Raw genomic sequence first — 25,151 nt, 5'->3', positions numbered from 1 at the left:
AACTAACAGTGGGAACGCGTGTCGGCCGGGGCTGCTAGGGGCCATCCTGCCGCTGGCTGGGGATTGTCCGTGTGCAAGAGAAACCCTTCCATTTGGGACATGCCACCCAGTTTGGGACATTCCTGCCGTGGCGCCGCGCAGGATTGTCCCAAAGTGGCAGGGAAGTCCCGAAGGGGATTCCCCCAGCTCCCCGCAGCCCGTCAGGTGATCCCAGATTGGCGGCCGGTCAGGGGAGCGTGCCGGCCGCGAAGAAGTCGTGTTCCCACTGCACCGAGCCGGTAAACGCTTCCTGCGCTGCCCGCCGTTCGGCCACATCCCCAGCCAGGACGGTTTCCAGGATCGCAACGGCCTGTTCCGTGGCGGCGGCAAAACCGGGATCGGCGTAGGTGTCCAGCCATTCCCGATGCGGATGGGCCGTATGATTCAGGCGCTGGAGCCTGGCTCCCACCTCCGCATAGACCCAGAAACAGGGGAGCACCGCTCCCACCAGGCGGGCATATTCGATGCGGTCCTCCGCATACCGGTCCCGGGCGAGCAGATGCTCCAGATACCCGCGGGTCACTGGCCCGGCGGCTGCAACGTCCGTGCCTGCCGGCACTGAGAGGACCTGTTCGACGCCGGTGCCGCCCGCGGGACCGAGCCAGTTCCGGTGCAGATCGAGCTCCGCTTCGAGGGCATTGCGTGCTCCCGCCGCCCAGAAAACCTGCTCCTGGAGCCGCGGTGCCAGTTCGCTCGCCCGGGCCATGGCACGGGCGTACCCGCGCAGATAGATCGCGTCCTGGGTCAGATAGAAACCGAACGACTCCTGCGGCAGCGACCCGTCGCCAAGCCCGCGGACGAAGTCCAGCTCATCGATCCGGGAGCGCAGGCCGGCGGTCTCCTTCCAGAGGGCGGCGGTCCAGCCGCCGGCCGGCGCCGGGGAGCCGCCGGGAGCCGCCGAAGTCGAAACCGGCCCGGGTCCCTCGGCGCCGGGTTCCTCGGAACCCACGGTCGGTAGGAACCCTCCGGGCACGGCAGCCGGCCCCGGCAAGGGGGCCAGGCCGCGTTCCCAGACGCCGTGGAAATGGTTCACCGGTCCGTGGCCGGTGCCGACGTCCAGGAGATCGGCGGTTTCCAGCGTCTCCTGCAGCCAGGCCTTGGCGGCCGTCAGCGTCCGGACCCAGTTCCCGGTACGGGCGAACAGCGTTGCCATGGCCGCGGACAGCGAGCATCCGGTCCCGTGGGTGTTCTTAGTGGCAACCCGCACCGAACTGACTTCGGTGACCGCAAACCCGCCGCCGCCGTCGGGCACCACCAGCGCATCCGGCGCCGCGTCCCCGGTCAGATGCCCGCCCTTGACCAGCACCGCGGTGGAATAGGTGCCGGCCAGCCGGCGTCCCTGGTCCAGCGCCTGGTCCCAGGTCTGCGCCGGATCCTCGTGCAGCAGGACGGCGAGCTCCGGCAGGTTGGGGGTCACCAGATCCACCCGGTGCAGCAGCTGGCGCAGCGCCTTCTCGGCGCCGGTGCTGAGCAGGCGGTCACCGCTGGTAGCCACCATCACCGGGTCCAGCACCACTACCGGGGGCCGGACCTCGGCCAGCCAGCCGGTCACCGTCTGCGTCACCTCGGCGGTGCCCAGCATGCCGATCTTCACGGCGTCGATCACGACGTCGTCACTCACCGCCTCCAGTTGCTGACGCAGGAAATCCGCCGGCGGCGTGTGGACGGACCGGACGCCGTGGGTGTTCTGTGCCACCAGGGCTGTCACGGCCGCCATGCCGTAACCGCCGGTGGCGGCAATGGACTTCAGATCTGCCTGGATACCCGCGCCGCCGCTGGGATCGGTGCCGGCGATGCTCAGGACCCGGGGAATGCTGCGCCCGGTGTCCGAAGGCGGCAAAGTTTCCGTCGAGGCTATGCGTTCCACGCTGCCACCAACTCCCGGGCACTGCGCAGCGGATCCGCGGCCGTGCAGATGGCCGAAACCACCGCCGCTCCGGAGGCTCCGGCGGCGCGGAGGGCAGGGATATCCGTCAGCTCAATGCCACCGATCGCGACACAGGGGACCGGTGAGGACGCGGTGAATGCCTGGAAACCGTCCACGCCCAGGGGCACCGGGTGGTCGGGTTTGGTGCTGGTGGGATGGATGACGCCGGCACCGAGGTAGTCCACCGTCCCGGGGGTGAGTGCACGCACGGCGTCGAGGTGCGCCGCGGTGTTCGCGGTCAGGCCGACGACGGCGTCCGGGCCGGTGATCGCGCGGACAGCGGCGACGGGAAGGTCGCTCTGGCCCACATGCACGCCGTGGACCCGGGCTCCGGCGGCCCGGGCCGCCAGGTAAACGTCCACCCGGTCATCCACCAGGACCAGCGCCTGGTCCCCGACTGCCTCGGCGACGGCCAGGACCAGCGCAAAGAAATCTGCAGCCGAGGCATGCTTTTCCCGGATCTGGACCGTCCGGATCCCGCCGGCGACGGCGGCACGCACGGTTTCCACGACGCCGCGTGCCCCGCACTGGGCAGTGTCGGTCACGAGATAGATGCCGGTCGCCCGGGCAACGGCCCGGGGCCGGAGGGCGGGGGATACTCCGGGGCCTGCGGGATTCATGCCGCCACCAGCTTTGCCGCAATGTCCTGATCAGTGAGGTCTGCGAGGGAATCCAGGAACGCCGGGACAAAGCTGCCCGGCCCGGCTGTCTGTGCCGCGGCCAGCTCGGCTGTCAGCGTGTACACGGCGGTGGCGGCCGCGGCCGCCTCCAGCCTTCCCCTGCTGTCCGTTCCGCCGCCGTCCGCCACGGCCAGGAACGCAGCCGTGACCGCGCCGAGGGCGCAGCCGCCTCCGGTGACCCGGGTCAGCAGTGCGTCCCCGTTGCTGATCCGGAGGGTGGAGGTGCCGTCCGTGATGACGTCGGTGGGTCCGGAGATGGCCACGATGGAGCCGTACTTTTGGGCCAGGAGTGTCGCCGCGGGGAGGGCATCCTCGGCGTTGTCCGTGGCGTCCACCCCTCGTCCGCCCGCACCCAGCCCGGCCAGTGCCATGATTTCCGAGGCGTTGGCGCGGATGGCGGTGGGCCGCAGTTCCAGCAGCTCCGCGGCGAGGGCGGTGCGCACCGGGAGGCTGCCGACCGCAACGGGGTCCAGGACCCAGGGGGTGCCTGCGTCGTTGGCAGCATTGGCGGCCTCCAGCATGGCGGTGCGCTGCTCGGCGTGGGGCGTGCCGAGGTTGATCAGCACGCCGGAGGCCAGCCGGGCGAACGGCCCGGCCTCCCCGGGAATGTCGGTCATGGCCGGGGCGGCGCCCAGGGCCAGCAGCACGTTGGCGGTGAAGTTCGTGACCACGGTGTTGGTCAGGCACTGCACCAGTGGCGGTTCGCTGCGCACTCGGGAAAGCAGGGTGGAAACGGTCAATGGTGTCAGGCCAATAGTCATGGCGACATCCCTTCGCTAGTCCTAACTAGATCAGGTTCGACGGGTCTTATCTCAGCCAAGCGGCACCCCGTGTCACTGCCCACGACTCTATGGTCGAATCCCTCCGTTGGCCAACCGGCCCGGTCTTTCGGTGAAATGGACGGGACAGCTCTCTGCGGCCACACCCTGTTCCGTCAGGCAGGGAATCTGATATGCCCGAAGTCCACCCTGATCTGCGCGCCCCCGCTTCCTGCCGAAGGGGACTATCGCGGGGCCGCGCAGCCTCGCCAGGCTGCGGTGGGGCACCCGGCCCTGCGGCGGGCGCTGGCAGGCGGGCGCGCGGCGGTGTAGCAGGTCCTAGGAAGCCGGGACCGGCCGGGTTTCTCCCAAACCCGCGCAAGGGAGCCTGCCTGCAGAGGAGCCCTGGACGAAGGCGGCCAGACGGCCGATCAGCGTTTGGAACACGCCGGACTCGCCGTCGAGCGCTGCCAGCAGCTCCCGTTCCGTCTGCGCGACCAGCTGCTCACAGCGGGCCAGGGTTTGGCGGCCGGCGGCCGTGGCGATCACCTTGCGTGCCCGGCGGTCCGTGGGATCGGGGATCCGCTCGACGGCTCCGGCCGCCACCAGAGTGTCGAGCAGATAGGTCAGCACCGTCCGGTCGATGCCAACCCGGGCGCCCAGGGCCTGCTGGTTTTCCGGGGCATGGTGGACGACGGCGGAGACCACCTGGAAGCCGCGGAGGCCACCGGGCATGTCAGCCAGGACCTCTTCCAGCCGGGACTGGTAACAGCCCGCCGTGACGCCGAGATTCCAGGCGAGGTCGCCGGGAAAGGACTCCGGGCCGGCCGCACCGCTACTGCCTTTGCTCATGGCCCTCATGATAGACCTCTCATGTCGGAACAGAGATGTTCTGTGAATAAATAGTCTGAGAGGAAACCTACCTTCGCCCGGGGTTCTGGCCGGAACCGCTATATCAGTCCCCGGCCGGTCCAAGAGGAGGGAGGGTTTCTGCCTGGCGGGACGCTCAGCCCGAGGCACCGGTACCGCGGACGCAGCCCTCCCGGTAGAGTCGCCAGCACGCAGATCCGCTGACGCCCAGGGGGCCGCCGTGCCGATTTTCACCACCGTGCTGCTGTTCGCGGGGATCATCGCCGCCGTCATCCTGATCGTGCTGATCTTCCGGGGGTCGCGGGTTCCGGAAGCGGACATTGAGGGCAGGAAACGGGTCAACCGCTGGTTCTGGATCCTGGGGGTGTTCGTGGCGGCGGCGTTTATCTTCGTGTCCTTTACCTAGTGGTGGGCTGCTGGACCTCCACGGCCCAGCTGGCGGTAAATGGACAGATACCCTTAGAACATGGACAAACCTCAGAGACTTCGCGTTGCCGTCATCGGAGCCGGCCCGCGCGGGGTTTCTGTCCTCGACCGGCTGCTCGCCAGGTACCTCGAACTGCCCGCCGACGAGCGCCCGGCACTCGAAATCCGGATGGTGGATCCCTTCACTCCGGGACCCGGACACGTCTGGCGCACCAACCAGTCCCGGCTGTTCCTGATGAACACGCCCTGCCTGTTTCCCACCGTGGCTCCGGCTCCTGACCAGGGGTTCGCGCCCTCCGTGTCCGGGCTCTCCTTCGGCGAGTGGGCGCAGGCCATGGCGGAGGATCCGGCAGTAACCCTCAGCGCAGGAGACCTGGAGGAAATTGCGCGCCTGGATCCGGGGGATTTCCCCACCCGGGCCGTATACGGCCGTTACCTGGAGTGGACCTACACCCGTCTGGCCGCAGCGGCAGAGCAGGCCGGCGCCGCCGTCGTCCATCACCGGACCGAGGTCCTGTCGCTGACCCGCAACACAGCCGGCTTCACCCTTGAACTTGCCGGTGAGGCGGACCTGAGTGCCGACGTCGTCGTCCTCGCCGTTGGGCACCTGCCCGCCGCCCTGAACCCGGAACAATCCAGGCTTAGCGATGCTGCAGCACGGCTGGGTCTGCGTTATTTGCCGCCGGCCGTTCCCTCCGACGCTGATTTCTCCGTGCTGCCCGCCGGGGAACATGTACTGGTGCGCGGCCTGGGACTGAACTTCTTCGACATTATGGCGCAGGTGACGCTGGGCCGCGGCGGACGGTTTGTACCCACCGGGGAACCCGCCGGCCGGTCACTGCGCTACGAACCCAGCGGCCGCGAGCCGGTACTGGTTGCAGCCTCCCGCAGGGGAACGCCGTACCGTGCCAAGGCCAAGCTTCAGAGCTACCTTCCAAAGAGCGTGAATCTGCGCTGGTTCACCCGTGAAGCCGCAGGAAGTTTTGCCGTGGAAGGCATCCAGCCCGGCTTCGACCATGACTTCTGGCCGTTGCTGCACCGGGACGCCATCTGGGCGTACTACTCCACCCTGGCCCGCACGGCGCCGGGTTGCCTGACCGTACCCGCGGGCGACTTCCTGCGGGACCTCGAAGCCGCCCTCACAGTGGACGGCCCGGACTGGGACCCTGCCAAGGAAGAAGTGCTCCAGCGCTGTGTACCCGCCGAGCACCGCACCAGTCTTGAAGCCCTCGCCCAGCCGCTGGGCCGGCGGCCCTTCAGCGGTGCCGCCGATGTGGACGCGGCCGTCCTGGCCTACCTGGAAGCAGACGCCGCCGGCTCTGCGAAGGGCGAGGATGACCCCCTGAAGATGGCGATCGGGGCGCTGAACGCCGGGCGTTCCGTGCTCAAGGCAGTGGTGGCCGACGGCGGTCTTTCCGAGGAATCCTGGCTCACCGAACTGCGCGGCTGGTTCGAACCCCTGGTTGAGGGGCTCGCAAGCGGCCCGCCGCCGGAACGGATCGAGCAGCTGGCAGCGCTCACCCGTGCCGGCCTGGTCCACTTTGTTGGCCCGGATCCGAGGTTCGACGTCGATGAAGCCCGCGCCGTCTTCACGGCCTCTTCCCCCTGGTCCCCGCAGGAATACGCGGCAACAACCGTGGTCGAGGCCATGATGCCGGCCAACCGGGTCAGCGCCAGCCTGTCCCCGCTGCTCGAGGGGATGCTGCACCGCGGTCTGGCCCGACCCAAGGTCATGATGGCGGCTGACGGCACCCCGGTGATGACCTCCGGGCTGGACGTTTCCCTGCCGCCGTACCGTCCGCTGGACATCAAGGGTGAACCGCAGCCGGACCTGTATGTGCTGGGCCTGCAGCTCTCCTCCGTGCAGTGGGGCACGGCGATCGCCGCGGAGGCCGGAGCCCCGGCCGACGCCGGCGCGAGGACCCTGCGCGACGCCGATGACATTGCCGCCGCCATCCTGGCCGGTTCCGGCCCGGATGGCCGCGCCGCAACGGGGATCACGCGGGAGACCATGCCGGCGCCCAGCCCCTGAGCCGGCGGGCGGCTCCTGCTCCGGCCCGGGTCCGGAGCCAGGCGGAACTAGTATTTAAGCCGGGCAAGGGGCAAATCCCCCCCCCGCCTGCCCTCGTTGGTCCTGCCGCCCTCCCTCCCACCCCTTCAGGAGAAACATCCATGCTTAGAACCGCCAGCAACCGAAACACCTCCACGGCCCCCACCGCCCTCGTGGCAGGTGCCACCGGAATCGCCGGCGCAGCACTCGTCGACCTTCTCGCGGACCGGGGCTGGAACGTGCTGGCGCTCTCCCGGAAGGCAAAGCCCGAAGCCCGTCCGGGAGTCACCCCCGTCGCAGCGGACCTCACATCGCCCGAAAGCCTCACTGAGGCTCTCGGCACAGCCCGCCCCACTCACGTCTTCTTTACCTCCTGGTCCCGCCAGGAGACGGAGGCGGAGAACATCCGGGTCAACGCAGCGATGGTCCGGAACCTGCTGACAGTGCTGCGGGACGCACCGCTGGAGCATGTCGCCCTGATGACCGGCCTCAAGCACTACATGGGACCCTTCGAAGCTTACGGCGAAGGGCAGATGCCCGATACGCCGTTCTCCGAGGAGGAGCCCCGGCTGCCGGTGGACAACTTCTACTACGCGCAGGAAGACGAACTCATGGCAGCCGCCGAGCGCCAGGGCTTCGCCTGGTCGGTGCACCGCGCGCACACGGTGATCGGATTCGCCGTCGGCAATGCCATGAACATGGGACAGACGCTCGCCGTTCAGGCCACACTGTGCCGGGAATTGGGGATGCCGTTTGTGTTCCCCGGGTCGGAAACACAATGGAATTCCGTCACCGACATGACCGACGCCGGTCTGCTCGCCGAACACATGCTGTGGGCCTCCACCGATGAGCACACCGCAAACGAGGCCTTCAACGTGGTCAATGGCGACGTCTTCCGCTGGCGGTCCCTGTGGCCGCGGCTGGCCGCCTGGTTCGGTGTGGAGCCGGAGGGTTTCGCTACGGAACCCCGGCCCCTTGAGAAGCAGATGGCCGGTATGGAGGATGCCTGGCGGAAGCTGGCCGAGCGCCGCGGGCTGGCCGAAGCAGACCTTGGCCGGCTGGCCTCCTGGTGGCATACAGACGCTGACCTGGGGCGGAAAATGGAGGTGCTGACGGACATGAGCAAGAGCCGGGTCGCCGGGTTCACCGGCTACCGCCGCACCGAGGACGCCTTTCTCGCACTGTTCGAACGCCTCCGCGCTGAACGCCTGATTCCCTAGGCAGCGGCAACACAGAGGCGGGGAAACGGTCCGGTTGACCGCCATGCAGATCTGTCCCTGGTGCAGGAACTTGCCCATTACAGCGGCGCGGACGGCCTGGTCCGCGTCTGCGTCGGCCGGGACTACGAAGGGGCCGTTGCCGTTGAGCTCCAGTGCCGTGTGCTTCAGATGTTCACCGCTCGCGGCGGGCGCGCCAACGTTCTTGCCCACCGCTCGCGGCTGTGCTGCAGTACCGCTGCTTCGATCCCGGGCAGGGGGCCCGCCCTTCCCACCCGCTGTTGCTCCTGTTGCCTCGCGTGGTTTCATTCGTCCCATCCGTAACGATCTGTGGGAATACCGGGCCTGTCTGTCGTCGAAGCGCCAGGATAGCGGGCAGCGAGACTCATAGGCAGGCCGATGAGCCGGACATGCGAGTAGGAATGCAGGTACCCGCTACGGCGGCTGGACACGCAGATCCGGGCTAGGTTCAGCGCGCCGGAGCCTCTGTTCCGGCACGGTCTTACGTCCGGGGAAATCTGACGGAGGCAACGACTCCGAGTCGCTGTGTTCGCTGCTCTCACCAGAACGGGGTGCTATGACAATCACAAAGAAAATCGGCCTTGCGTTTATATTTTTCGTGGCGGCGACCGTACTGCTGGCATTCCTCGTTCCAGATAGTTCGCCGCTGCTCGGCGTCCCCGGCACCCTGCTGCTCATCTACGTGGTCAGACTGGTTTATCGACGAAGCGGAGAAAAAGGGAAGTGAGGTTGCCTGAAGCGAAGCCGGGTACCTCCAGGGTGAACGGGCCATGAGCCGGAAGCGGTTCTGGATCATCACAGCTGTCTTTCTGGTCTTGATGATGCTGGCAATCGTTCTCGTTCTCGTACTCGACGGCGGCAGCATCAATGACCCGGATTTCATGTGCCGGTTCGGCATGGGCCGCAGTTCGTGGGTATGCGACCAGTCATGACCATCCATCCCAACCCGCAGCTACCCAATAACGAGGAGTAATTCAGGACCTCTGAGCAGGGAAACCCCGGAGCGGATCAAATCAAACAGCCGGTCTTTAGCGTCCTGGGTGAAGGGGTGGCCGCAAGGCCTCGCGTCGATCCTGTGGTTTCGGAGCGTTGCACGGACCATATGACTCCACCACCGCCGCCCGCACAGCAAGCCCCGCCGCCGACTGCGCCGACCGCGCCGCCCGCGCCGCCCACGCTACTCCGCGAACCCACACCTCTAGCCACCTAGTGAAATTGCTGTTTTACTAGGTGGCATCAGTGGGGCGGAAACCGAGTGAGGGAAAGCAGCAGCATGGCCGAGGCAGTGAAGACAGCAGACAGCACCACCCGGACGGTCGAGCGCGCGCTGTCCCTGCTGAGCGTGGTGTGCCGGCAGGGAGCGGTGACCCAGTCGGAGGCTGCCAAGGCCGCAGGCCTTTCCACCAGCACGGCGCTGCGGCTGCTCCGCACCCTCGAAGGAACCGACTTCGTGCGGCGGGAAGACAACGGCACCTACCGGCCCGGGCCAGCCATCGTGCAGCTCGGAGTGCTTGCCCTGAGCCAGGAGTCGCTGATCGCCACGTACCGCGCCGCCATGGACCGGATCGTGGAGCTGACCGGGGAATCCACTTACCTCAGCGTCCCCGCCGCCGGCGGCCACGGCCTGTACATCGCCATCGCCGAAGGAACCCAGTCCGTCCGGCACGCCAACTGGGTGGGCCGGCGCTTCGTGCTCGAAGGAAGCGCCGCCGGAAATGCCCTGCAGGGGAGCACCGGCGAGCACGGCTGCGCGGTGGTGAGCGACGGCGTCGAACCCGACATCACCGCGATTGCCGTGCCACTGGCCGCCGGCGGGAAGGCCGTGGCGGCTATGAGCGTGGTCGTCCCCAGCTACCGGATCACGCCCGCCCGCATCCAAGACATCTGCCGAGTCCTGACCGCGGAAACAGCCGCGGTCCACACCTCGGGCTAGTCCACACCCCGGGCTAGTCCACATCCCGGAACAGCAACCGCATCCACCACCGACAATGACGACGGAGAACCCCATGACCGAGACAGCCAACACCCCGCGCACCGTCCGGGCGCCCCGCGGCACGGACCTGAATGCCAAGAGCTGGCAGACCGAAGCGCCGCTGCGGATGCTGATGAACAACCTGGACCCGGAGGTCGCCGAACGCCCGGAGGACCTGGTGGTCTACGGCGGCACCGGCAAGGCCGCCCGGAACTGGGAATCCTTCGACGCGATCATCCGCACCCTGAAGACCCTGGACGACGACGAAACCCTGCTGGTGCAGTCCGGCAAACCCGTGGGCGTCTTCCGCACCAACGAATGGGCGCCGCGCGTGCTGATCGCCAACTCGAACCTGGTGGGGGACTGGTCCACCTGGCCGGAGTTCCGCCGGCTCGAAGCCGAAGGGCTGACCATGTACGGGCAGATGACCGCCGGCTCCTGGATCTACATCGGCACGCAGGGCATCCTGCAGGGCACCTACGAGACCTTCGCGGCCATCGCGAACAAGCGGTTCGGCGGAACGCTCGCCGGCACGGCTACGCTCACGGGTGGCTGCGGCGGGATGGGCGGTGCCCAGCCGCTCGCGGTCACGCTCAACGGGGGAGCGGTGCTGATTGTCGACGTCGACGAAACCCGGCTGCGGCGCCGCGCTGGCAAACGCTACCTGGACGACGTCGAAACGGACCTCGACGCTGCCCTCGCCAAAGTGATGACCGCCAAGGCCGAGGGCCGGGCGCTCTCCGTGGGCCTGGTCGGCAATGCCGCGGAAGTCTTCCCTGAGCTGCTGCGCCGCCGCAACGCCGGCGAAGGCGCGGACTTCGACATCGTCACCGACCAGACCTCCGCCCACGATCCCCTGAGCTACCTCCCCGAGGGCATCAGCGTCCAGGACTGGCACCGGGAGGCCGAAGCGGACCCGGAGGGCTTCACCAAAAAAGCGCAGGCCTCGATGGCCCGGCACGTTGAAGCCATGGTCGGGTTCCAGGACGCCGGGGCGGAGGTCTTCGACTACGGCAACTCGATCCGCGATGAAGCCCGCCAGGGCGGCTACGACCGGGCCTTTGAGTTCCCCGGCTTCGTTCCGGCCTACATCCGCCCGCTGTTCTGCGAAGGCATGGGACCGTTCCGCTGGGTAGCCATCTCCGGGGACCCCGCGGACATCGCCGTCACTGATGCCGCGCTGAAGGAACTCTTCCCGGAAAAGGAACACCTGCACCGCTGGCTGGACGCCGCCGCGGAGCATGTCGAGTTCGAGGGCCTGCCCGCCCGGATCTGCTGGCTTGGCTACGGGGAGCGGGCCAAGGCCGGACTGCTGTTCAACCGGCTGGTCGCTGAGGGCAAGGTCTCCGCGCCGATCGTGATTGGCCGCGACCATCTGGACTCCGGCTCCGTGGCTTCCCCATACCGCGAAACCGAGGGCATGAAGGACGGCTCCGACGCGATCGCCGACTGGCCGCTGCTCAACGCCCTGCTCAACACGTCCTCCGGTGCCACCTGGGTATCGATCCACCATGGCGGCGGCGTCGGCATCGGCCGTTCGCTGCACGCCGGGCAGGTCTCAGTTGCGGATGGTACGGAGCTGGCGGCCCGCAAGCTGGAACGCTTGCTCACCAATGACCCGGGCACCGGAGTGATGCGGCACGTTGATGCCGGCTACCCGGAAGCGGAGGCCGTCGCCGCCGAACGCGGTGTCCGCATCCCGATGGCAGAGTAGAGGACAGAGAGATGACAGCAGTCACCACCCTCCTGGAGGCCATCTCCGGCATCGGCCGGGATCCGGTCCGCGGCGGTTACACCCGTCCCGTTTTCTCCGCCGCGGAAACCGACCTGCGGGCCTGGTTCATTGCCGAGGCACGGACCCGGGGACTCGCGGTGGAGACCGACCGCAACGGTATCCTCTGGGCCTGGTGGGGTGAACCGCAGAAGGGTGCGCTGGTCACCGGCAGCCACCTGGACTCGGTCCCCGGCGGCGGGGCGTTCGACGGTCCGCTCGGGATCGCCGCGGCACTGGCCGCCGTCGACATCCTGGTTGAACGCGGCGTGCAGCCCAACCGGTCCCTGGCCATCACCGTTTTCCCGGAGGAAGAGGGCTCCCGCTTCGGCGTCGCCTGCCTCGGCTCACGGCTGCTGACCGGAGCGATCGATCCGGACAAGGCCCGCAGCCTGCGCGACGCCGACGGCACCACATTCGCCGACGCCGCCCGCGCGGCCGGGCTGGCCCCGGAACACATCGGCCGCGACGAGGACGCGCTCGCCCGGATCGGGGACTTCGTGGAGCTGCACGTGGAACAGGGCCGGGGACTCGGCGAGGACGGCCCCGCCGTCGCCGTCGGCAGTTCCATCCTGGGGCACGGACGCTGGAAGCTCACGGTGCACGGGCAGGGCAACCATGCCGGAACCACCTTGATGGAGGACCGGGCGGATCCCATGGTGGCTGCAGCTCAGATCATCACTGCCGTGCAGCAAGCGGCAACCGCGCAGCCCGGCGCACGCGCCACCGTGGGCCGGATCCAGGCGGTCCCGGGCGGCACCAACGTGATCGCCTCCCGGGTTCAGCTGTGGCTGGACGCCCGGCACGAGGAGGACGCGGTCACCGCCGCACTGGTGGAGACCATCCACGGCAAGGCGCAGAAAATCGCTGCGTTCGAAGGCTGCTCCGTGACCCTGGACCAGGAATCCTTCAGCCCCACAACCTCCTTTGACCCGGAGCTGCAGCGTCAGCTGCAGCTCGCCCTGCCGCAGGCTCCCGTCCTGGCGACAGGCGCGGGGCACGACGCCGGGATCCTGGCCGGTCATGTTCCGGCGGGGATGGTTTTTGTCCGGAACCCCACCGGGATCTCGCATTCCCCGGAGGAGTATGTGGAAGACGCCGACGCCGTCTACTCAGCCGAGGCGCTCGCCGACGTCCTGGAAGCCCTGCTGTGACTGCGCGTGCCCGGGGAGTGTGGTGCGAACGGGCGGTATGGGACGGGGAGGTGGCGTCCGGTGTCCGGCTGACCGTGGATACCGCCGGAGTCGTTGCCGCAGTGGAAACCGGCGCCAATGCGCGCCCCGGGGACCTGGTGCTGCGCGGCGTCGTGTTTCCGGCCGCATCGAACGCCCACTCCCACGCCTTCCACCGCGTGCTTCGCGGCCGAACCCACGCCGGGGGAGCGGACAGCTTCTGGACCTGGCGGCAGGCGATGTACCAGGCCGCAGGAGCCCTGGCCCCGGAACTCTACGAGGAACTGGCCACCGCTGTCTTCGCCGAAATGGTGGCCGCCGGCTACACGTCCGTCGCGGAATTCCACTACGTGCACCACCGCCCGGACGGCACACCCTACCCCGGGCACGCCATGGAACTGGCCTTGGGCCGCGCCGCCCAGACTGCCGGCATCCGGCTGACCCTGCTGGACACCTGTTACCTGTCCGGCGGCTTCGGCCAGCCGCTGAACCAGGAACAGCGGCGCTTTGCAGACGCAGGTGCCGAAGCCTGGCTCCGCCGGCTGGCCGGCCTGCGGACCGCCATCGAAGCCGAGTTCGACCCGGCGCAGGTGAGCGTCGGGGCGGCTCTTCATTCGGTGCGTGCCGTGCCCGAAGAAGCCCTGAACGTCATCGCCGCCGGACTGGATCCGGACCTGCCGCTGCACCTCCACGTCTCCGAACAGCCCGCCGAAAACCAGGCCTGCCTAGCCGCAACCGGCCTCACCCCGGTGCAGCTCCTGGACCGCTACGGCCTGCTCGGTCCGCAGCTCTCCGCCGTCCACGCCACCCACCTCACGGACATGGACATCGAGCTGCTCGGCGGTGCCGGAGCCACCGTGGTGATGTGCCCGAGCACCGAGGCGGACCTCGCCGACGGAATCGGCCCCGCCGCGGCACTCGCGGCTGCCGGCGCACGCATCGCACTTGGCTCGGACCAGCACGCCGTCCTGGACCCCTGGCTGGAGATGCGGGCACTGGAGCACGGCGAGCGGCTGGGCTCCGGCATCCGCGGCAGGTTCACCCCCGCTGCCCTGCACACTGCCCTGTCCGACGGCGGCGCTGCCGCCCAGGCCCGGCGGGCACCGGGCTTCGCCGCTGGCCGCATGTGCGACCTGATGGCCGTGGACCCGGCAAGCACCCGGACCGCCGGCTCCGACCCGGCCCAGCTGGCGCTCAGCGCCACCGCGCAGGACGTCACCGCCGTCGTCGTCGGCGGCACACTCACCGCCGGGCACGGGCGGCATCTGAGGCTGGGCGATCCCGGGGTTTTGCTGGCCGGAGCGATCCGGAAACTCGATGAAGCTGCCGCCTGCACAATCGAAACGGCATCGGGCCGCGAACCCGCAGCGAAAGGACAACCGTGAGCCCCTCCACCCTCATCACCAACATCGGTGAGCTCTCCACCATGGATCCTGCCCGCGGCAGCGACGCGGTGCTTGCCGACGCGGCCGTGGTGTTCGACGGCGAGCGGATCGCCTGGATCGGTCCGGCCGCTGAGGCACCGGCGGCGGATGAGATGCACGACGCCGGCGGGCGGGCGATGCTGCCCGGCTGGGTGGATTCGCACACCCACCTGGTGTTCGCCGGGGACCGCAGCGCCGAATTCGAAGCCCGGATGGCAGGGGAGCCGTACGCTGCCGGCGGCATCGCCGTCACCACCGAAGCCACCCGCGCCGCCGGGGATTACGACCTCACCCGGATGCTGCTGGCCCGGCAGGCCGAAGCTGCCGCCGGCGGAACCACCTGGCTCGAAACAAAAACCGGCTATGGGCTCGATGTGGAGCAGGAAGCCCGCAGCGCCCGGATCGCGTCCACCGTAGTGGATGATGTCACGTTCCTCGGCGCGCACCTGGTCCCGGCGGGAAGCGACCCGGAGGAGTACACGGACCTGGTCTGCGGCCCCATGCTGGCGGCCGTGCGGCCCTATGTGCAGTGGGCGGATGTGTTCTGCGAGCGCGGCGCCTTCACCGAGGAACAATCCCGCCGGGTGCTCACCGCCTGCCGGGACGCCGGCCTGGGACTGCGGGTGCACGGCAACCAGCTGGGCCCGGGCGCAGGGGTGCGGCTGGCCGTCGAGTTCGGCGCCGCGAGCGTGGACCACGTTAATTACCTGGCGGACAGCGACGTCGAGGCACTCGCCGGGACCTGGCGGGACTGGGACGCGCAGACAGGCTCGGGACAGCCCGGAACCGTGGCCACCTGCCTGCCGGCCTGCGATCTGTCCACCCGGCAGCCGCTGGCCCCCGCCCGCAGGCTGCTGGATGCCGGCGTCGAGGTCGCCCTGGCCTCCAACTGCAACCCCGGGACGTCCTACACCTCGTCCATGAACTTCTGCGTCGCCACGGCCGTGCTGCAGATGGAGCTCAGCGTTGCTGAGGCCCTCCGTGCCGCTACCTACGGCGGTGCACTGGCCCTGCGCCGGCACGCCGGTGTGGATGAAGACGGCAAGCGTGCGGTGGGTTCGATCGCCGTCGGACACCGGGCGGATGTGCAGCTGCTGAACGCTCCCTCGGCCGCGCACCTGGCCTACCGGCCGGGCATGCCGCTCACGGCGGCGGTCTGGCGGGCCGGGGACCGGATACGGAAGACCTAACGGCTCCGGCAGCGGGAAACCGGCCGCCACTCTGGACTGCCTTCGGGCGGGGTTTTACAGTACAAGGCAGACCGGGCTGCGTTGAACTGGTGCAGCGGCCGGGCTGAATATCCTGCGGATCCAAGGTGGCGCTGATGTCTACTCTGAAGTACACAGCCGACGACGGAACAGCTGTACCGCCGCGGGTGGTCCCAGTGTCCAAGGGCCGGGTGGTGGTGGACTGGCTGACCACCACCGACCACAAGAAGGTCGGGTACCTGTACCTGATCACGTCCTTCATCTTCTTCTGCCTGGCCGGCGTGATGGCACTGATCATCCGCGCCGAACTCTTCCAGCCCGGACTGGAGATCGTGGCATCGCGGGAACAGTACAACCAGCTGTTCACCATGCACGGGACCCTGATGCTGCTGATGTTCGCCACCCCGCTCTTCGCCGGGTTCGCGAATGTGATGATGCCGCTGCAGATCGGCGCTCCAGATGTCGCGTTCCCGAGGCTCAACGCCCTGGCCTACTGGTTCTTCCTTTTTGGCTCGCTGATCGCCGTGTCCGGATTCGTTACGCCGCAGGGAGCCGCGTCCTTCGGCTGGACTGCGTACGCGCCGTTGTCCAACACCGCTTTCTCACCGGGAATCGGGGGTGACCTCTGGGTCTTCGGGCTCGCCCTGTCCGGGTTTGGAACCATTCTGGGGTCGGTCAACTTTGTCACCACGATCATCTGCCTGCGCGCACCCGGAATGACGATGTGGCGGATGCCTATCTTCACGTGGAACACCCTGGTGACGGCGATTCTGGTGCTGATGGCCTTCCCGCCGCTGGCTGCCGCCCTGTTCGCGCTGGGAATAGACCGCAAATTCGATGCGCACATCTTCGATCCGGAGAACGGCGGGGCGATCCTCTGGCAGCACCTGTTCTGGTTCTTCGGCCATCCTGAGGTCTACATCATCGCCCTGCCCTTCTTCGGCATCATTTCCGAGATCATCCCGGTTTTCAGCCGCAAACCGATCTTCGGCTACAAAGGTCTGGTCTTTGCGACGATTGCGATTGCCGGACTGTCCATGACCGTCTGGGCGCACCACATGTACGTCACCGGCCAGGTCTTCCTGCCGTTCTTCGCCATCCTGACCATGTTCATTGCCGTCCCCACCGGGGTGAAGTTCTTCAACTGGATCGGCACCATGTGGCGCGGGTCCATCACGTTCGAAACGCCGATGATATGGGCGCTGGGCTTCCTGATCACCTTCCTCTTCGGCGGGCTGACCGGCATCATTCTGTCTTCGCCGCCCATGGACTTCCACGTCTCTGACACCTATTTCGTCGTCGCGCACTTCCACTACGTGGTCTTCGGCACGGTGGTCTTCGCGATGTTCGGCGGCTTCTATTTCTGGTGGCCGAAGTGGACCGGGAAGATGCTCAACGAACGGCTGGGGAAGATCCACTTCTGGCTGCTGTTCCTGGGCTTCCACATGACGTTTATGATCCAGCACTGGCTGGGGGTGCTGGGCATGCCCCGGCGGTACGCGGACTATCTGGTGGAGGACAACTTCACCGGCATGAACCAGCTGTCCACGATCGGCTCCATGATCCTGGGCTTCTCCCTGATCCCGTTCTTCTGGAACGTCTACATCACCTGGCGGCGCGGCAAGAAGGTGGAGGTGGATGATCCCTGGGGCTTCGGCGGTTCCCTGGAATGGGCGACCTCCTGCCCACCGCCGCGGCATAACTTCACGTCGCTTCCCAGGATCAGGTCGGAGCGGCCGGCCCTGGACCTGCACCACCCGGAACTCAAACCGCGCGCCAACCAGAAATCCGATTCCGTGGCGGCCAGTGTCCTGGGCGCCGCGGATATGGGCTCCACCGATCCGAAGAACCCCGATCCCCGGCAGTAGGCAGCTACCGAATGCTGCCTACGCCTGTCAGGTCAGCGCTCACCTGCCATAGCCGTGCAGCAGCGGCCCGGTCATAACTGTCCTTGGCGGATTTGTGCGGCTTCCCTCTGGTGAAAAAGACGCCACTGACGCCTTCGAGCTCCGGAGCGGAAGCCAGGAAAACCGAGGTGGCCGCTCCCTTCTCCGCGCTCAGCATGAGGGGCCGCAGCAGCGGAACGAACACGCGCTGCAGGGTTCCGGGGTCCTCGGCTCCGAATGAGGTGCTCACCACCCCCGGATGAAGGACGTTGGCGGTCACCCGGCTGCCTTGCAGCCGCCGGGCCAGTTCGTAGGTGAACAGGATATTGGCCAGCTTGGACTGGTTGTAGGCGCGGGACCCGGAATAGGAGTTTTCGCCCTGGAGGTCATCGAAGTCGATCCGCCCGGAGGTATGCGCGTTGGAGGACACCGTCACCACCCGGGCGGGCGCGCTCGCCCGAAGCCGGGCCAGGAGCAGATGGGTCAACAGGTACGGCGCAAGGTGATTCAGGGCAAACGTGCGCTCGAGCCCGTCGGCGGTTACGTGCCGGGTGCTCCAGTACCCTCCGGCGTTGTTGACCAGGACATCGACGCGGGGGAGTGCCGCCAGGATCTCGCCGGCCATCCGGCGAACGTCCATCTGGGAAGCCAGGTCACCGACAAAGACGTCCACCTGCCCGCCGCCTGCTGCACGGATTTCCTGTGCGGCCGTCTCTGTCCGTCCCCGGTCCCGCCCGATGACCGCCAGATGCGCGCCCATTGCGGCCAGCCCGAGCGCGGTCGCCTTGCCGATACCGCTGGTGGCGCCGGTGACCAGGACGGTCCGGCCGTGCATTGCGCGGCTGTGGTTCTGTTCCATGACCCGAATCCCCAAATAGCGGTTCCCGCGCGGCTCAGCTCCGGCAGGGCAGCCTGATGTGCCCAGCGCCCCCGCGTTGCAGCGCCCGTCTGCCGCCACTTTACGTCCGCAGACCCGCTTTGGGGACCAGCCAGGCCTTACCTCTCTCTGGCCCCGGGCCTGTCCTGTTTGTGCCGGTTAGGACAGAAAGCGGCGCCGCCCGGTGGTCGTGGACCCCCGGACGGCGCCGCTTCGTCAGTGCTCAGCGAATGCGGACTAGCCGCGGCCCACCGTGCAGAGCAGGTACCGCGCGTAGTCAACCGCGTATTTCAGCCAGCCGCGCAGGTCCCACCAGTTTTTCGGCGGGATGGGCCGCACGCAGGTCGGCTGCTGCGGTCCGGCTTCGACCGTGACCGGAATCGTCACCGTGGTCCCCGATGGGGCCGCCGTGAGGACCAGCGAACCGCTGCCGGAGGCCGACGCCGGTATGGCCGCGGTAACGCTCGCCGCTCCGCCGGTTACCGGCACGGAACCCAGGGCGGTGGCTGCACCGGCTGCCGGAACCCAGCTCACCGCAAGCGTGGTGTTGGCCGGGCTGCCCAGCGAGGTCAGGTCCAGTTTCTCCACCGTAAAGGCGACGCTGGAACCCGCTTGAACGGTGGCCGGAGCGCCCTTGACGATCACACCCTGGCGGGCGAAATCGGGGGAGACCGGACTGTTGGCCTGGAGGTAGCTGATCCAGGCATCGCGGTCGATCAGCCCGGAGTCCCGGGTATCCGTGCCGGCGGCGAAGGTGGTGAAGTTATCGCCGCCCTGCGCCAGGAAGCTGAACGTGCCGATCCGGTAGGCCCGGGCGGTATCCAGCGGAGCGCCGTTGATCGTCACCGACTGGATCCGGGAGCCGCGGGCCAGATCCGGATTGTAGGTGTAGGTGACGTTGTCGGAGAGGCCCAGCGCCAGGAACGGACGGGAGGAGCCGTCCGGCTGCCACTGTTCCTCCAGGACTGCCTTCAGCTGCGCACCGGTGAGCGTGGTGGTCCACAGGTTGTTCACGAACGGCAGCACGGCGTTGGCTTCGGCGTAGGTGATCACGCCGTCGGGGCCGTAGTACAGCTCGGCCCGCAGCCCGCCGGGATTGACGACGCCGATTTCTGCCCCGCCGCGCTCAGGTGAGCCCAGCGAGGAGAGCAGCGAGTCCGCCACCAGGTTGCCCAGCGTGGATTCGTTGGACCGGTCATCACGCGAGGTGCCGGTAAACGCCGTCGTGATGTCCGCGGTCACCGAACCGACCGGCTGGTTGCCGACCTCGGCCGCGAACGCCAGGGCGGCGTCGACAATCCGCTTCACCTCAGCAACGGCCGGGTAGGCCGCCACCAGGTCGGCCGCGGGGGTGGCGGTGCGGGCAACGTTCCCGGCCGTGTAGGAGAGCACCTCGTCCGTCTCGGCGTTGTACTCGAGCTCGATCTGGCCGATGAACTCTCCGTAGGACCCGGTCTGCACCACGGGACGGGTTTTGCCCTCGACGCCGGGAACCGGCGCGTCCCACGCGTACTGCTTGTGCGTGTGCCCGGTGTAGATGGCGTCCACCAGGGCGCTGGTTTCCGTCACGATCTCCGCGAACGCTCCACCGGCAGCGACTTCCTGCTCCAGGGTGGCGCCGTCGGGCGTGCCCGCACCGGCGCCCTCGTGGTATTCGGCAATGATGACGTCGGCCAGGCCCTCAGCCACGAGGCGTTCGGCCACGCGGTTCACGGCTTCCACCGGATCCCCGAACTCCAGGGTGGCGATGCCGCCGGGGCTGACCAGCGTGCCGGTCTCCTCGGTCACCGCACCGATCACGGCCACCTGCACGCCGTTGACGTCCAGGAGGGCGTACTCGGGCAGCGCCGGGGTGGTGGTGCCCTTGAGGTAGACGTTGGCACCCAGGTACTCGAAGTCCGCGGCAGGAACCACCCGGTCGGTGAGGTCGGCGAAACCGCCGTCGAACTCATGGTTGCCGACCGCCGAGGCCCGCAGGCCCAAGGCATTGAGGACGTCGATGGTCGGCTGGTCCTGCTGCACCGAGGACGCGAACAGGGAAGCGCCGATATTGTCGCCGGCGGAGAGGAACAGTGAACTGCCCTCCGGTGCCGCGGCCTTGAGCTGTTCAACGGTTCCGGCGAAGTTGACGGTGTTGCCGTCGATCCGGCCGTGGAAGTCGTTGATGTTCAGCAGGTTCAACTCGGTGGTTTCCGCCTCGGCCGGGGTCAGGTCCAGGCCCACCAGGATGGGGTCGTGGTCTGAGGACCGGTAGGCGTCCGGTGCGTAGAAGTTGGTCACGTTGTAGTTGAACCGGCTGTATTCCAGAGCCACGGATTCCACGGAGTTGATGTTCCAGATGTCCGTTCCGGTGACGTCTTCGGCTGCTGCCGGGGACGCCAGGATGTGGTCCAGGGATCCGACCAGGCCGCCGAAGGCGTAGGAGTGCTTGCCGGTGGCCTGTCCCAGGTTCACGTAGCCGGCCTCTGCCAGGACGCGCATGGGATCTTCGGCGGCGTAGGAGTTGAAGTCACCCAGCAGGAAAACCCGCTCTGTGCCCGCATCGGCCGCTACGGTGCCAGCGAAGGAAACCAGTGCCTGCGCCTGGCGGACCCGGTCGGCATTCCAGCCGCCCTGGCCATTGTCCGCGTTTTCCCCGGAGGCCGGGGGAGAACCCTTGGACTTGAAGTGGTTCGCGATTGCCACGAAGCTCTCACTGTCCGTTCCACCGGCGGGCTTGAAGGCCTGGGCCAGTGGTTCACGGGCGTTGGAGAACACGCTTTCGTCATTGAGGATCACGGATTCGCCAACAGGTTCAGCGCTCGCGGTCCGGTAGATGAAGGCCGTGCGGATCACGTCTTCGGCGTCGGGCAGGGCCGCGGGGGAGCGGACGTAGTCCCAGGTGCCCGGGGACGCCGCGTTCAGGGCCGCGGTCAGGTGGGCCAGCGCCGCGTCGCGGTCCTGCCCCAGTGCCGCGGAGTTCTCGATTTCCATCAGACCGACGACGTCGGCGCCAAGCGCGTTGATCGCCGCAACGATCTTGGCCTGCTGGCGTTCCAGATTGGCCGCGTTGGCCGCACCGCGGGCGTCGCAGCCGCCGCGGACGGTGACCGGAGCGCCGGAACGGTCATTGAAATACGTGCAGCCGGAGAGCTGATCGCCGGTGGTGCTGAAGTAGTTCAGCACGTTGAAGGACGCTAGTTTGAGGTTCCCGCCGACGCTTTGCGGTGCCGCGGTGCGGGTGTTCTCGAACGACGCCGGCTGGACCGCCGCCGCGTTGGCCGGGGTCAGCTCGGTGAGCGGCTGGAGCTTCCAGGCGCTGTTGCGGAAATCCAGGATCACATTCGTGGTGAACGCAGCGGGCGCCCCAACGCGGACTGGTCCGGTCGGGGTCAGGTACGGCAGCGGTTTGGACTGGTTCGCCGCAGCAAGGAAATTGGTGGTGGCGCCGTCGTCGAGCTTCACGGCCTTGGCCGCATTCCCCGCGGCAACAGCCGCGTGCTCCGGCGTTCCCAACGGTGCGACGGCGGTGGGCTGGACCAGCGGTTCGGTACCGGCTGCGAGGCCGATCTCCGCGTACTGGTTCAGGGAGAAGTTATCGGTGACGGTGAAGTCGCCCTGGGGAGCAAGGAGCATGCCCTCCAGGGTTTCCCGTTCCGCGTCGGTGGCAGGCCAGGCGACGGTGGTGGGCTTAACCTCTTCGGCCGGCTCGGTGAGCTTGGTCAGGGCGCCGGCGGCGACCGTGAGCTGCGTGAGCCCGAAGTACTCGCCCACGGTGCCCGTGACTTCGACGTAGTCGCCAACAGCGACCTGGCCTACGGTGGCTGCGGAGAACACGAAGATGCCATCCGAAGCGGTGTGGGTGGCGGGATCGATCGTGCCGCCGGTTCCCGGGGTCTGCAGGTAATAGCCGCTGAACCCGCCGGTGGGGTAGGCAGCGGTGACCTTGCCGCGGGTGGTGACACTCTGCCCGACGAGCGGGCTGGCGTCGCCGGTGCCCTGGATCGCGGCAATGGCGACGGTTCCGGCGGGCGGATCCGTTGGGTCCGGAGGGTCGGTGGGATCCGGCGGGTCGACGGGGCCTGTGCCTCCGCCGGCGGTATTGGTTGGGGTCACTGTGCCGCTGAGCGTGAAATCAGCCGCGTTGTTGTTCGTGTCGGCAAATCCCGTGCGGTTCAGCGACTTCGGGTCGCTGTTGCCGGCGGGCGCGGCGGCGGCTGCCGACTCGAACGTGTTGGAGGTGCCGTAGCCCAGCAGGTCAACGACGCCGGGATGGCCGATCACCGAGCCAGTGGGGAGCGGATTGACGGCAGCCGCCTGGTTGGCCAGTACCAGGGTCCCGGCGGCACCGGAGAAGCTGGCCCCGATAGTTGCATCCGGGGTGGGGAGTGCGGTGCCGGTGGTCCCGTTGCTGGCGCCCTGGATCAGGTAGTAGCCGCCGGCCGGAATGGTTCCGGCCAGGCGGCCGATTCCGGACGGTGCCGTGGATGTTCCGGCGGCGCGGTATTGGAGCGACCAGCCTTCCAGGCTCACCGGGGCGCTGGTGGGGTTGTAGAGCTCTACGAATTTGTTGGTGAAGGGAGCGTTGGCGCTGCCGCCGCTCAGGTACGCCTCATTGATGATGATGCCGCCGGCGCTTTCCTCGGCGTGGGCGGGCAGTGCCGCCAGGGGGCCGGCCAGCAGGCCGGCTGACAGTGCCGTTCCCAGCACCGCCTTCCATCTCGTAGGTCTCATGCCTCATGCTCCTCGAAGAGAGTGGTGCCGCAGCAGGGCAAACGGAAGCGGCCCGGATGGTACGGCAGTGGGGGTGCGGTGAACCCTCTTTGCATATCCCAGCCGAGGTGCTTTGACTAGTGGAATCGACGGGTTTGAAGTCCGAACGAGCACCGGCTCTTGACAAATGGAAAGAGGGCCCCGGCACCGTGTGTGCCGAAGCCCTCTTGCAGGCGTAAAGCTAGATCTGCGCGTTACGCACCGAGTTGGTCAGCGGTGAGCCGTCCAGCCGGTATGCCGTGCAGAGGATTTCCCGGTCGCCGCCCAGGGTCCAGGAGTAGGACGTCGGAGTGATGAGGCCGATGTCCAGGACGGAGGCCTGGTAATCCGCACCGATGTAGGGCTGGAACTCGGCGACGCAGAACTCGGCTGCCGCTTCGTCAACAGCGGTTTCGCCCGGGTATTCGCTGCCTTCCATGTCCATGGCGGCATAAACCTCACTGTCGTGCTCCTGCGTGCACGGCAGAACGTCTACTTCCGTGATCTGGTCGCCGTCAGGTTCGATCAGGCAGTCGCCGACGTTCAGGTCGATGGCGTCCACCGTTTCCGGGGACACGTCTTCTACTTCTTCAACTACCTTCTCAGCGGCAGGAGAAGTGGATGCGGAGGAAGGCGTCTCTTCCGGCGCGGCATTGTCGCCGCCGGAGGAGAGCGGAACCGCGCAGCCTGCCAGCAAAGCCGTCAGCGATGCCGCGGCGAGGATTCTTCCGGCTCGGGACAGGGACGTCTTATGGGCCGAATACATAGTCATAACTCCTCAATAGGAAATGGTTTTAGTGGTCCACCCCCCAAATGGGCCGGAAACCACGGGTCAACCCTATTTCAGGGAAAGCATGCTGATGAATCGGCGAAGTAATATGCCCGCACAGTATGCATTGGCATGCAACGGCATAAAAAAGCACCCCGGCTCAGTGAACCGGGGTGCAGATGCGGAAGGTAAGGGATTCGAACCCTTGGTACGGGGTTACCGCACACTGGTTTTCAAGACCAGCTCCATCGGCCGCTCGGACAACCTTCCCCGCTAGTAGTCTGGCAGATGAGCCCAATTCGCCAAAATCTTGACCACCCGCAGGAGGTCCCCATGAAAGCCATCGTTATCACCGAACCGGGAGGGCCGGAGGTCCTTGAACTCCGCGAGGTCGCTGCACCCGTGCCCGGCCCGGGCGAGGTCCTGATCGACGTGGCCGCCGCGGGCCTCAACCGTGCGGATGTCCTGCAGCGCAAGGGGAATTACCCCATGCCGCCAGGAGCGCCGGAATATCCCGGGCTGGAGGTCTCCGGCCGGGTGTCGGCGGTGGGAACGGGGGTTGAAGGCCTGGAGGTAGGGGCCGACGTCGCCGCCCTCCTCTCGGGTGGCGGTTATGCCGAGCAGGTGGCTGTCCCGGCGGGGCAGGTGCTGCCGGTCCCGCCGGAGCTGGACCTGGTCACTGCGGCGGCCCTGCCGGAGGTGGCCGCAACGGTGTTTTCGAATCTGTTCATGGCGGCCGGCGTTCAGGAAGGTGACTTCGTCCTTATTCACGGCGGGGCCGGCGGGATCGGCAGCATGGCAATCCAGCTGGTTGCCGCGTTCGGTGCGGTGCCGATGGTGACTGCCTCCAGTGCCCCGAAGCTGGAACTGGCGCGGAGTCTGGGCGCCAAGGTCCTCATCAACTACAAAGAACAGGACTTCGTGGAGGAAGTCCGGAAGGCCACCGGCGGACACGGCGCCGACGTGATCCTGGACGTGATGGGTGCCAGCTACCTGCAGCGGAACGTTGATGCGCTCGCCGTCGCCGGCCGGCTGGTCATCATCGGGCTGCAGGGCGGCACCCGGGCTGAGATTGACCTCAACGCGCTGATGACCAAGCGCTGCGCCGTGATGGGCACAACCCTGCGGGGACGCCCGGAGGAAGAAAAGAGCGCCATCATGGCCGCGGTCGGGGAGTACGTCTGGCCCATGCTCCGGGACGGAACGGTCAAGCCCCTGGTGGACCGCACCTTCCCTCTGGCTGAGGCGGCCGCCGCGCATGAGTACTTCGACTCCGGCCAGCACACCGGGAAGATCCTCCTGACGATGTAGGCCCGGCGGACCGCCCGACGCAAAACTCCACTCAGCGCAAAA

Annotated in this window: 19 protein-coding genes, 1 tRNA gene, 1 pseudogene and 1 riboswitch; of the genes and pseudogenes, 12 read left to right on the top strand and 9 right to left on the bottom strand. The window is 67.6% G+C overall.

The annotated features are described in order from the left end of the window. Window positions 1-226: 226 nt before the first annotated feature. The 4 genes from H9638_RS13210 to H9638_RS13195 form a co-directional block, all read right to left on the bottom strand. Window positions 227-1,906 (bottom strand): bifunctional hydroxymethylpyrimidine kinase/phosphomethylpyrimidine kinase, encoded by a 1,680-nt coding sequence (locus tag H9638_RS13210; protein WP_318241879.1) that lies wholly within the window; start codon window positions 1,904-1,906, stop codon window positions 227-229. Further along, entirely contained in the window at window positions 1,894-2,586 is a 693-nt protein-coding gene (gene thiE / locus H9638_RS13205) for a thiamine phosphate synthase (protein ID WP_191748059.1), read from the bottom strand. The genes H9638_RS13210 and thiE overlap by 13 nt, the downstream gene beginning before the upstream one ends. Beyond that, window positions 2,583-3,407, bottom strand: a complete 825-nt coding sequence (gene thiM / locus H9638_RS13200; protein WP_191748057.1) for a hydroxyethylthiazole kinase — start codon at window positions 3,405-3,407, stop codon at window positions 2,583-2,585. Before thiM ends, thiE begins: the two co-directional genes overlap by 4 nt. Beyond that, a riboswitch (TPP riboswitch) is annotated at window positions 3,398-3,487 on the bottom strand. (Overlaps the previous gene by 10 nt.) A gap of 256 nt (window positions 3,488-3,743) precedes the next feature. Then, window positions 3,744-4,256, bottom strand: coding sequence for a MarR family winged helix-turn-helix transcriptional regulator (locus H9638_RS13195; RefSeq protein ID WP_191748055.1), 513 nt, complete (start codon window positions 4,254-4,256; stop codon window positions 3,744-3,746). Between the two features lie 238 nt (window positions 4,257-4,494). On the opposite strand from H9638_RS13195, the gene H9638_RS13190 reads away from it, so the two are divergent. The 3 genes from H9638_RS13190 to H9638_RS13180 all read left to right on the top strand — a co-directional run bounded on the left by H9638_RS13190 (window position 4,495) and on the right by H9638_RS13180 (window position 7,970). Further along, the gene (locus tag H9638_RS13190) at window positions 4,495-4,680 is read left to right on the top strand and encodes a hypothetical protein (protein WP_191748053.1); all 186 of its coding nucleotides are present in this window, start codon (window positions 4,495-4,497) and stop codon (window positions 4,678-4,680) included. Between the two features lie 60 nt (window positions 4,681-4,740). Then, window positions 4,741-6,732: an FAD/NAD(P)-binding protein gene (locus H9638_RS13185; RefSeq protein WP_191748052.1), complete on the top strand. Its 1,992-nt coding sequence runs from the start codon at window positions 4,741-4,743 to the stop codon at window positions 6,730-6,732. A gap of 140 nt (window positions 6,733-6,872) precedes the next feature. After that, window positions 6,873-7,970: an SDR family oxidoreductase gene (locus H9638_RS13180; protein ID WP_191748051.1), complete on the top strand. Its 1,098-nt coding sequence runs from the start codon at window positions 6,873-6,875 to the stop codon at window positions 7,968-7,970. 36 nt (window positions 7,971-8,006) lie between these two features. Here H9638_RS13180 and H9638_RS17090 read toward each other — a convergent pair. Next, window positions 8,007-8,276 (bottom strand): annotated as a pseudogene (locus tag H9638_RS17090) (aldehyde dehydrogenase family protein); the annotation flags it as partial. Window positions 8,277-8,544: 268 nt separating this feature from the next. On the opposite strand from H9638_RS17090, the gene H9638_RS13170 reads away from it, so the two are divergent. The 8 genes from H9638_RS13170 (at window position 8,545) to ctaD (ending at window position 17,403) form a co-directional block, all read left to right on the top strand. Further along, complete coding sequence (locus H9638_RS13170) at window positions 8,545-8,715, top strand: hypothetical protein (protein ID WP_191748050.1); 171 nt, start codon at window positions 8,545-8,547, stop codon at window positions 8,713-8,715. A 43-nt stretch (window positions 8,716-8,758) separates the two neighbouring features. Continuing rightward, entirely contained in the window at window positions 8,759-8,920 is a 162-nt protein-coding gene (locus H9638_RS13165) for a hypothetical protein (protein ID WP_191748049.1), read from the top strand. A 341-nt stretch (window positions 8,921-9,261) separates the two neighbouring features. Continuing rightward, window positions 9,262-9,921, top strand: coding sequence for an IclR family transcriptional regulator (locus tag H9638_RS13160; RefSeq protein ID WP_191748048.1), 660 nt, complete (start codon window positions 9,262-9,264; stop codon window positions 9,919-9,921). A gap of 73 nt (window positions 9,922-9,994) precedes the next feature. Further along, entirely contained in the window at window positions 9,995-11,674 is a 1,680-nt protein-coding gene (gene hutU, locus H9638_RS13155) for a urocanate hydratase (RefSeq protein ID WP_191748047.1), read from the top strand. A gap of 11 nt (window positions 11,675-11,685) precedes the next feature. Next, window positions 11,686-12,885 carry an allantoate amidohydrolase gene (locus H9638_RS13150; RefSeq protein ID WP_191748046.1) on the top strand — a complete coding sequence of 400 codons (1,200 nt, stop codon included), beginning with the start codon at window positions 11,686-11,688 and terminating at the stop codon, window positions 12,883-12,885. Then, window positions 12,882-14,288: a formimidoylglutamate deiminase gene (locus tag H9638_RS13145; RefSeq protein WP_318241878.1), complete on the top strand. Its 1,407-nt coding sequence runs from the start codon at window positions 12,882-12,884 to the stop codon at window positions 14,286-14,288. Before H9638_RS13150 ends, H9638_RS13145 begins: the two co-directional genes overlap by 4 nt. 41 nt (window positions 14,289-14,329) lie before the next feature. Next, window positions 14,330-15,517 (top strand): imidazolonepropionase, encoded by a 1,188-nt coding sequence (gene hutI, locus H9638_RS13140; protein WP_191748301.1) that lies wholly within the window; start codon window positions 14,330-14,332, stop codon window positions 15,515-15,517. A gap of 134 nt (window positions 15,518-15,651) precedes the next feature. Beyond that, entirely contained in the window at window positions 15,652-17,403 is a 1,752-nt protein-coding gene (gene ctaD, locus H9638_RS13135; protein WP_191748045.1) for an aa3-type cytochrome oxidase subunit I, read from the top strand. A gap of 4 nt (window positions 17,404-17,407) precedes the next feature. Here the strand turns inward: ctaD and H9638_RS13130 are convergent, their stop codons facing one another. From H9638_RS13130 to H9638_RS13115, 4 genes are all read right to left on the bottom strand, one after another. Next, on the bottom strand, window positions 17,408-18,280 hold the full coding sequence (locus H9638_RS13130; protein WP_225217405.1) for an SDR family oxidoreductase: 873 nt from the start codon (window positions 18,278-18,280) through the stop codon (window positions 17,408-17,410). A 255-nt stretch (window positions 18,281-18,535) separates the two neighbouring features. Next, the gene (locus tag H9638_RS13125; RefSeq protein ID WP_191748044.1) at window positions 18,536-23,011 is read right to left on the bottom strand and encodes an ExeM/NucH family extracellular endonuclease; all 4,476 of its coding nucleotides are present in this window, start codon (window positions 23,009-23,011) and stop codon (window positions 18,536-18,538) included. Between the two features lie 220 nt (window positions 23,012-23,231). Continuing rightward, window positions 23,232-23,801, bottom strand: coding sequence for a septum formation family protein (locus H9638_RS13120; RefSeq protein WP_191748043.1), 570 nt, complete (start codon window positions 23,799-23,801; stop codon window positions 23,232-23,234). 179 nt (window positions 23,802-23,980) lie between these two features. Next, window positions 23,981-24,068, bottom strand: a tRNA-Ser gene (locus H9638_RS13115). 63 nt (window positions 24,069-24,131) lie between these two features. Here H9638_RS13115 and H9638_RS13110 point away from each other — a divergent pair. Next, the gene (locus H9638_RS13110) at window positions 24,132-25,109 is read left to right on the top strand and encodes an NAD(P)H-quinone oxidoreductase (protein WP_191748042.1); all 978 of its coding nucleotides are present in this window, start codon (window positions 24,132-24,134) and stop codon (window positions 25,107-25,109) included. Window positions 25,110-25,151: the final 42 nt, after the last annotated feature.

Source organism: Arthrobacter pullicola, assembly GCF_014836875.1.
In the GTDB taxonomy this organism is placed as follows: domain Bacteria; phylum Actinomycetota; class Actinomycetes; order Actinomycetales; family Micrococcaceae; genus Arthrobacter_B; species Arthrobacter_B pullicola.
Note: the sequence above shows the minus strand (reverse complement) of the source record. Positions and strands in the feature narration are given on the sequence as shown.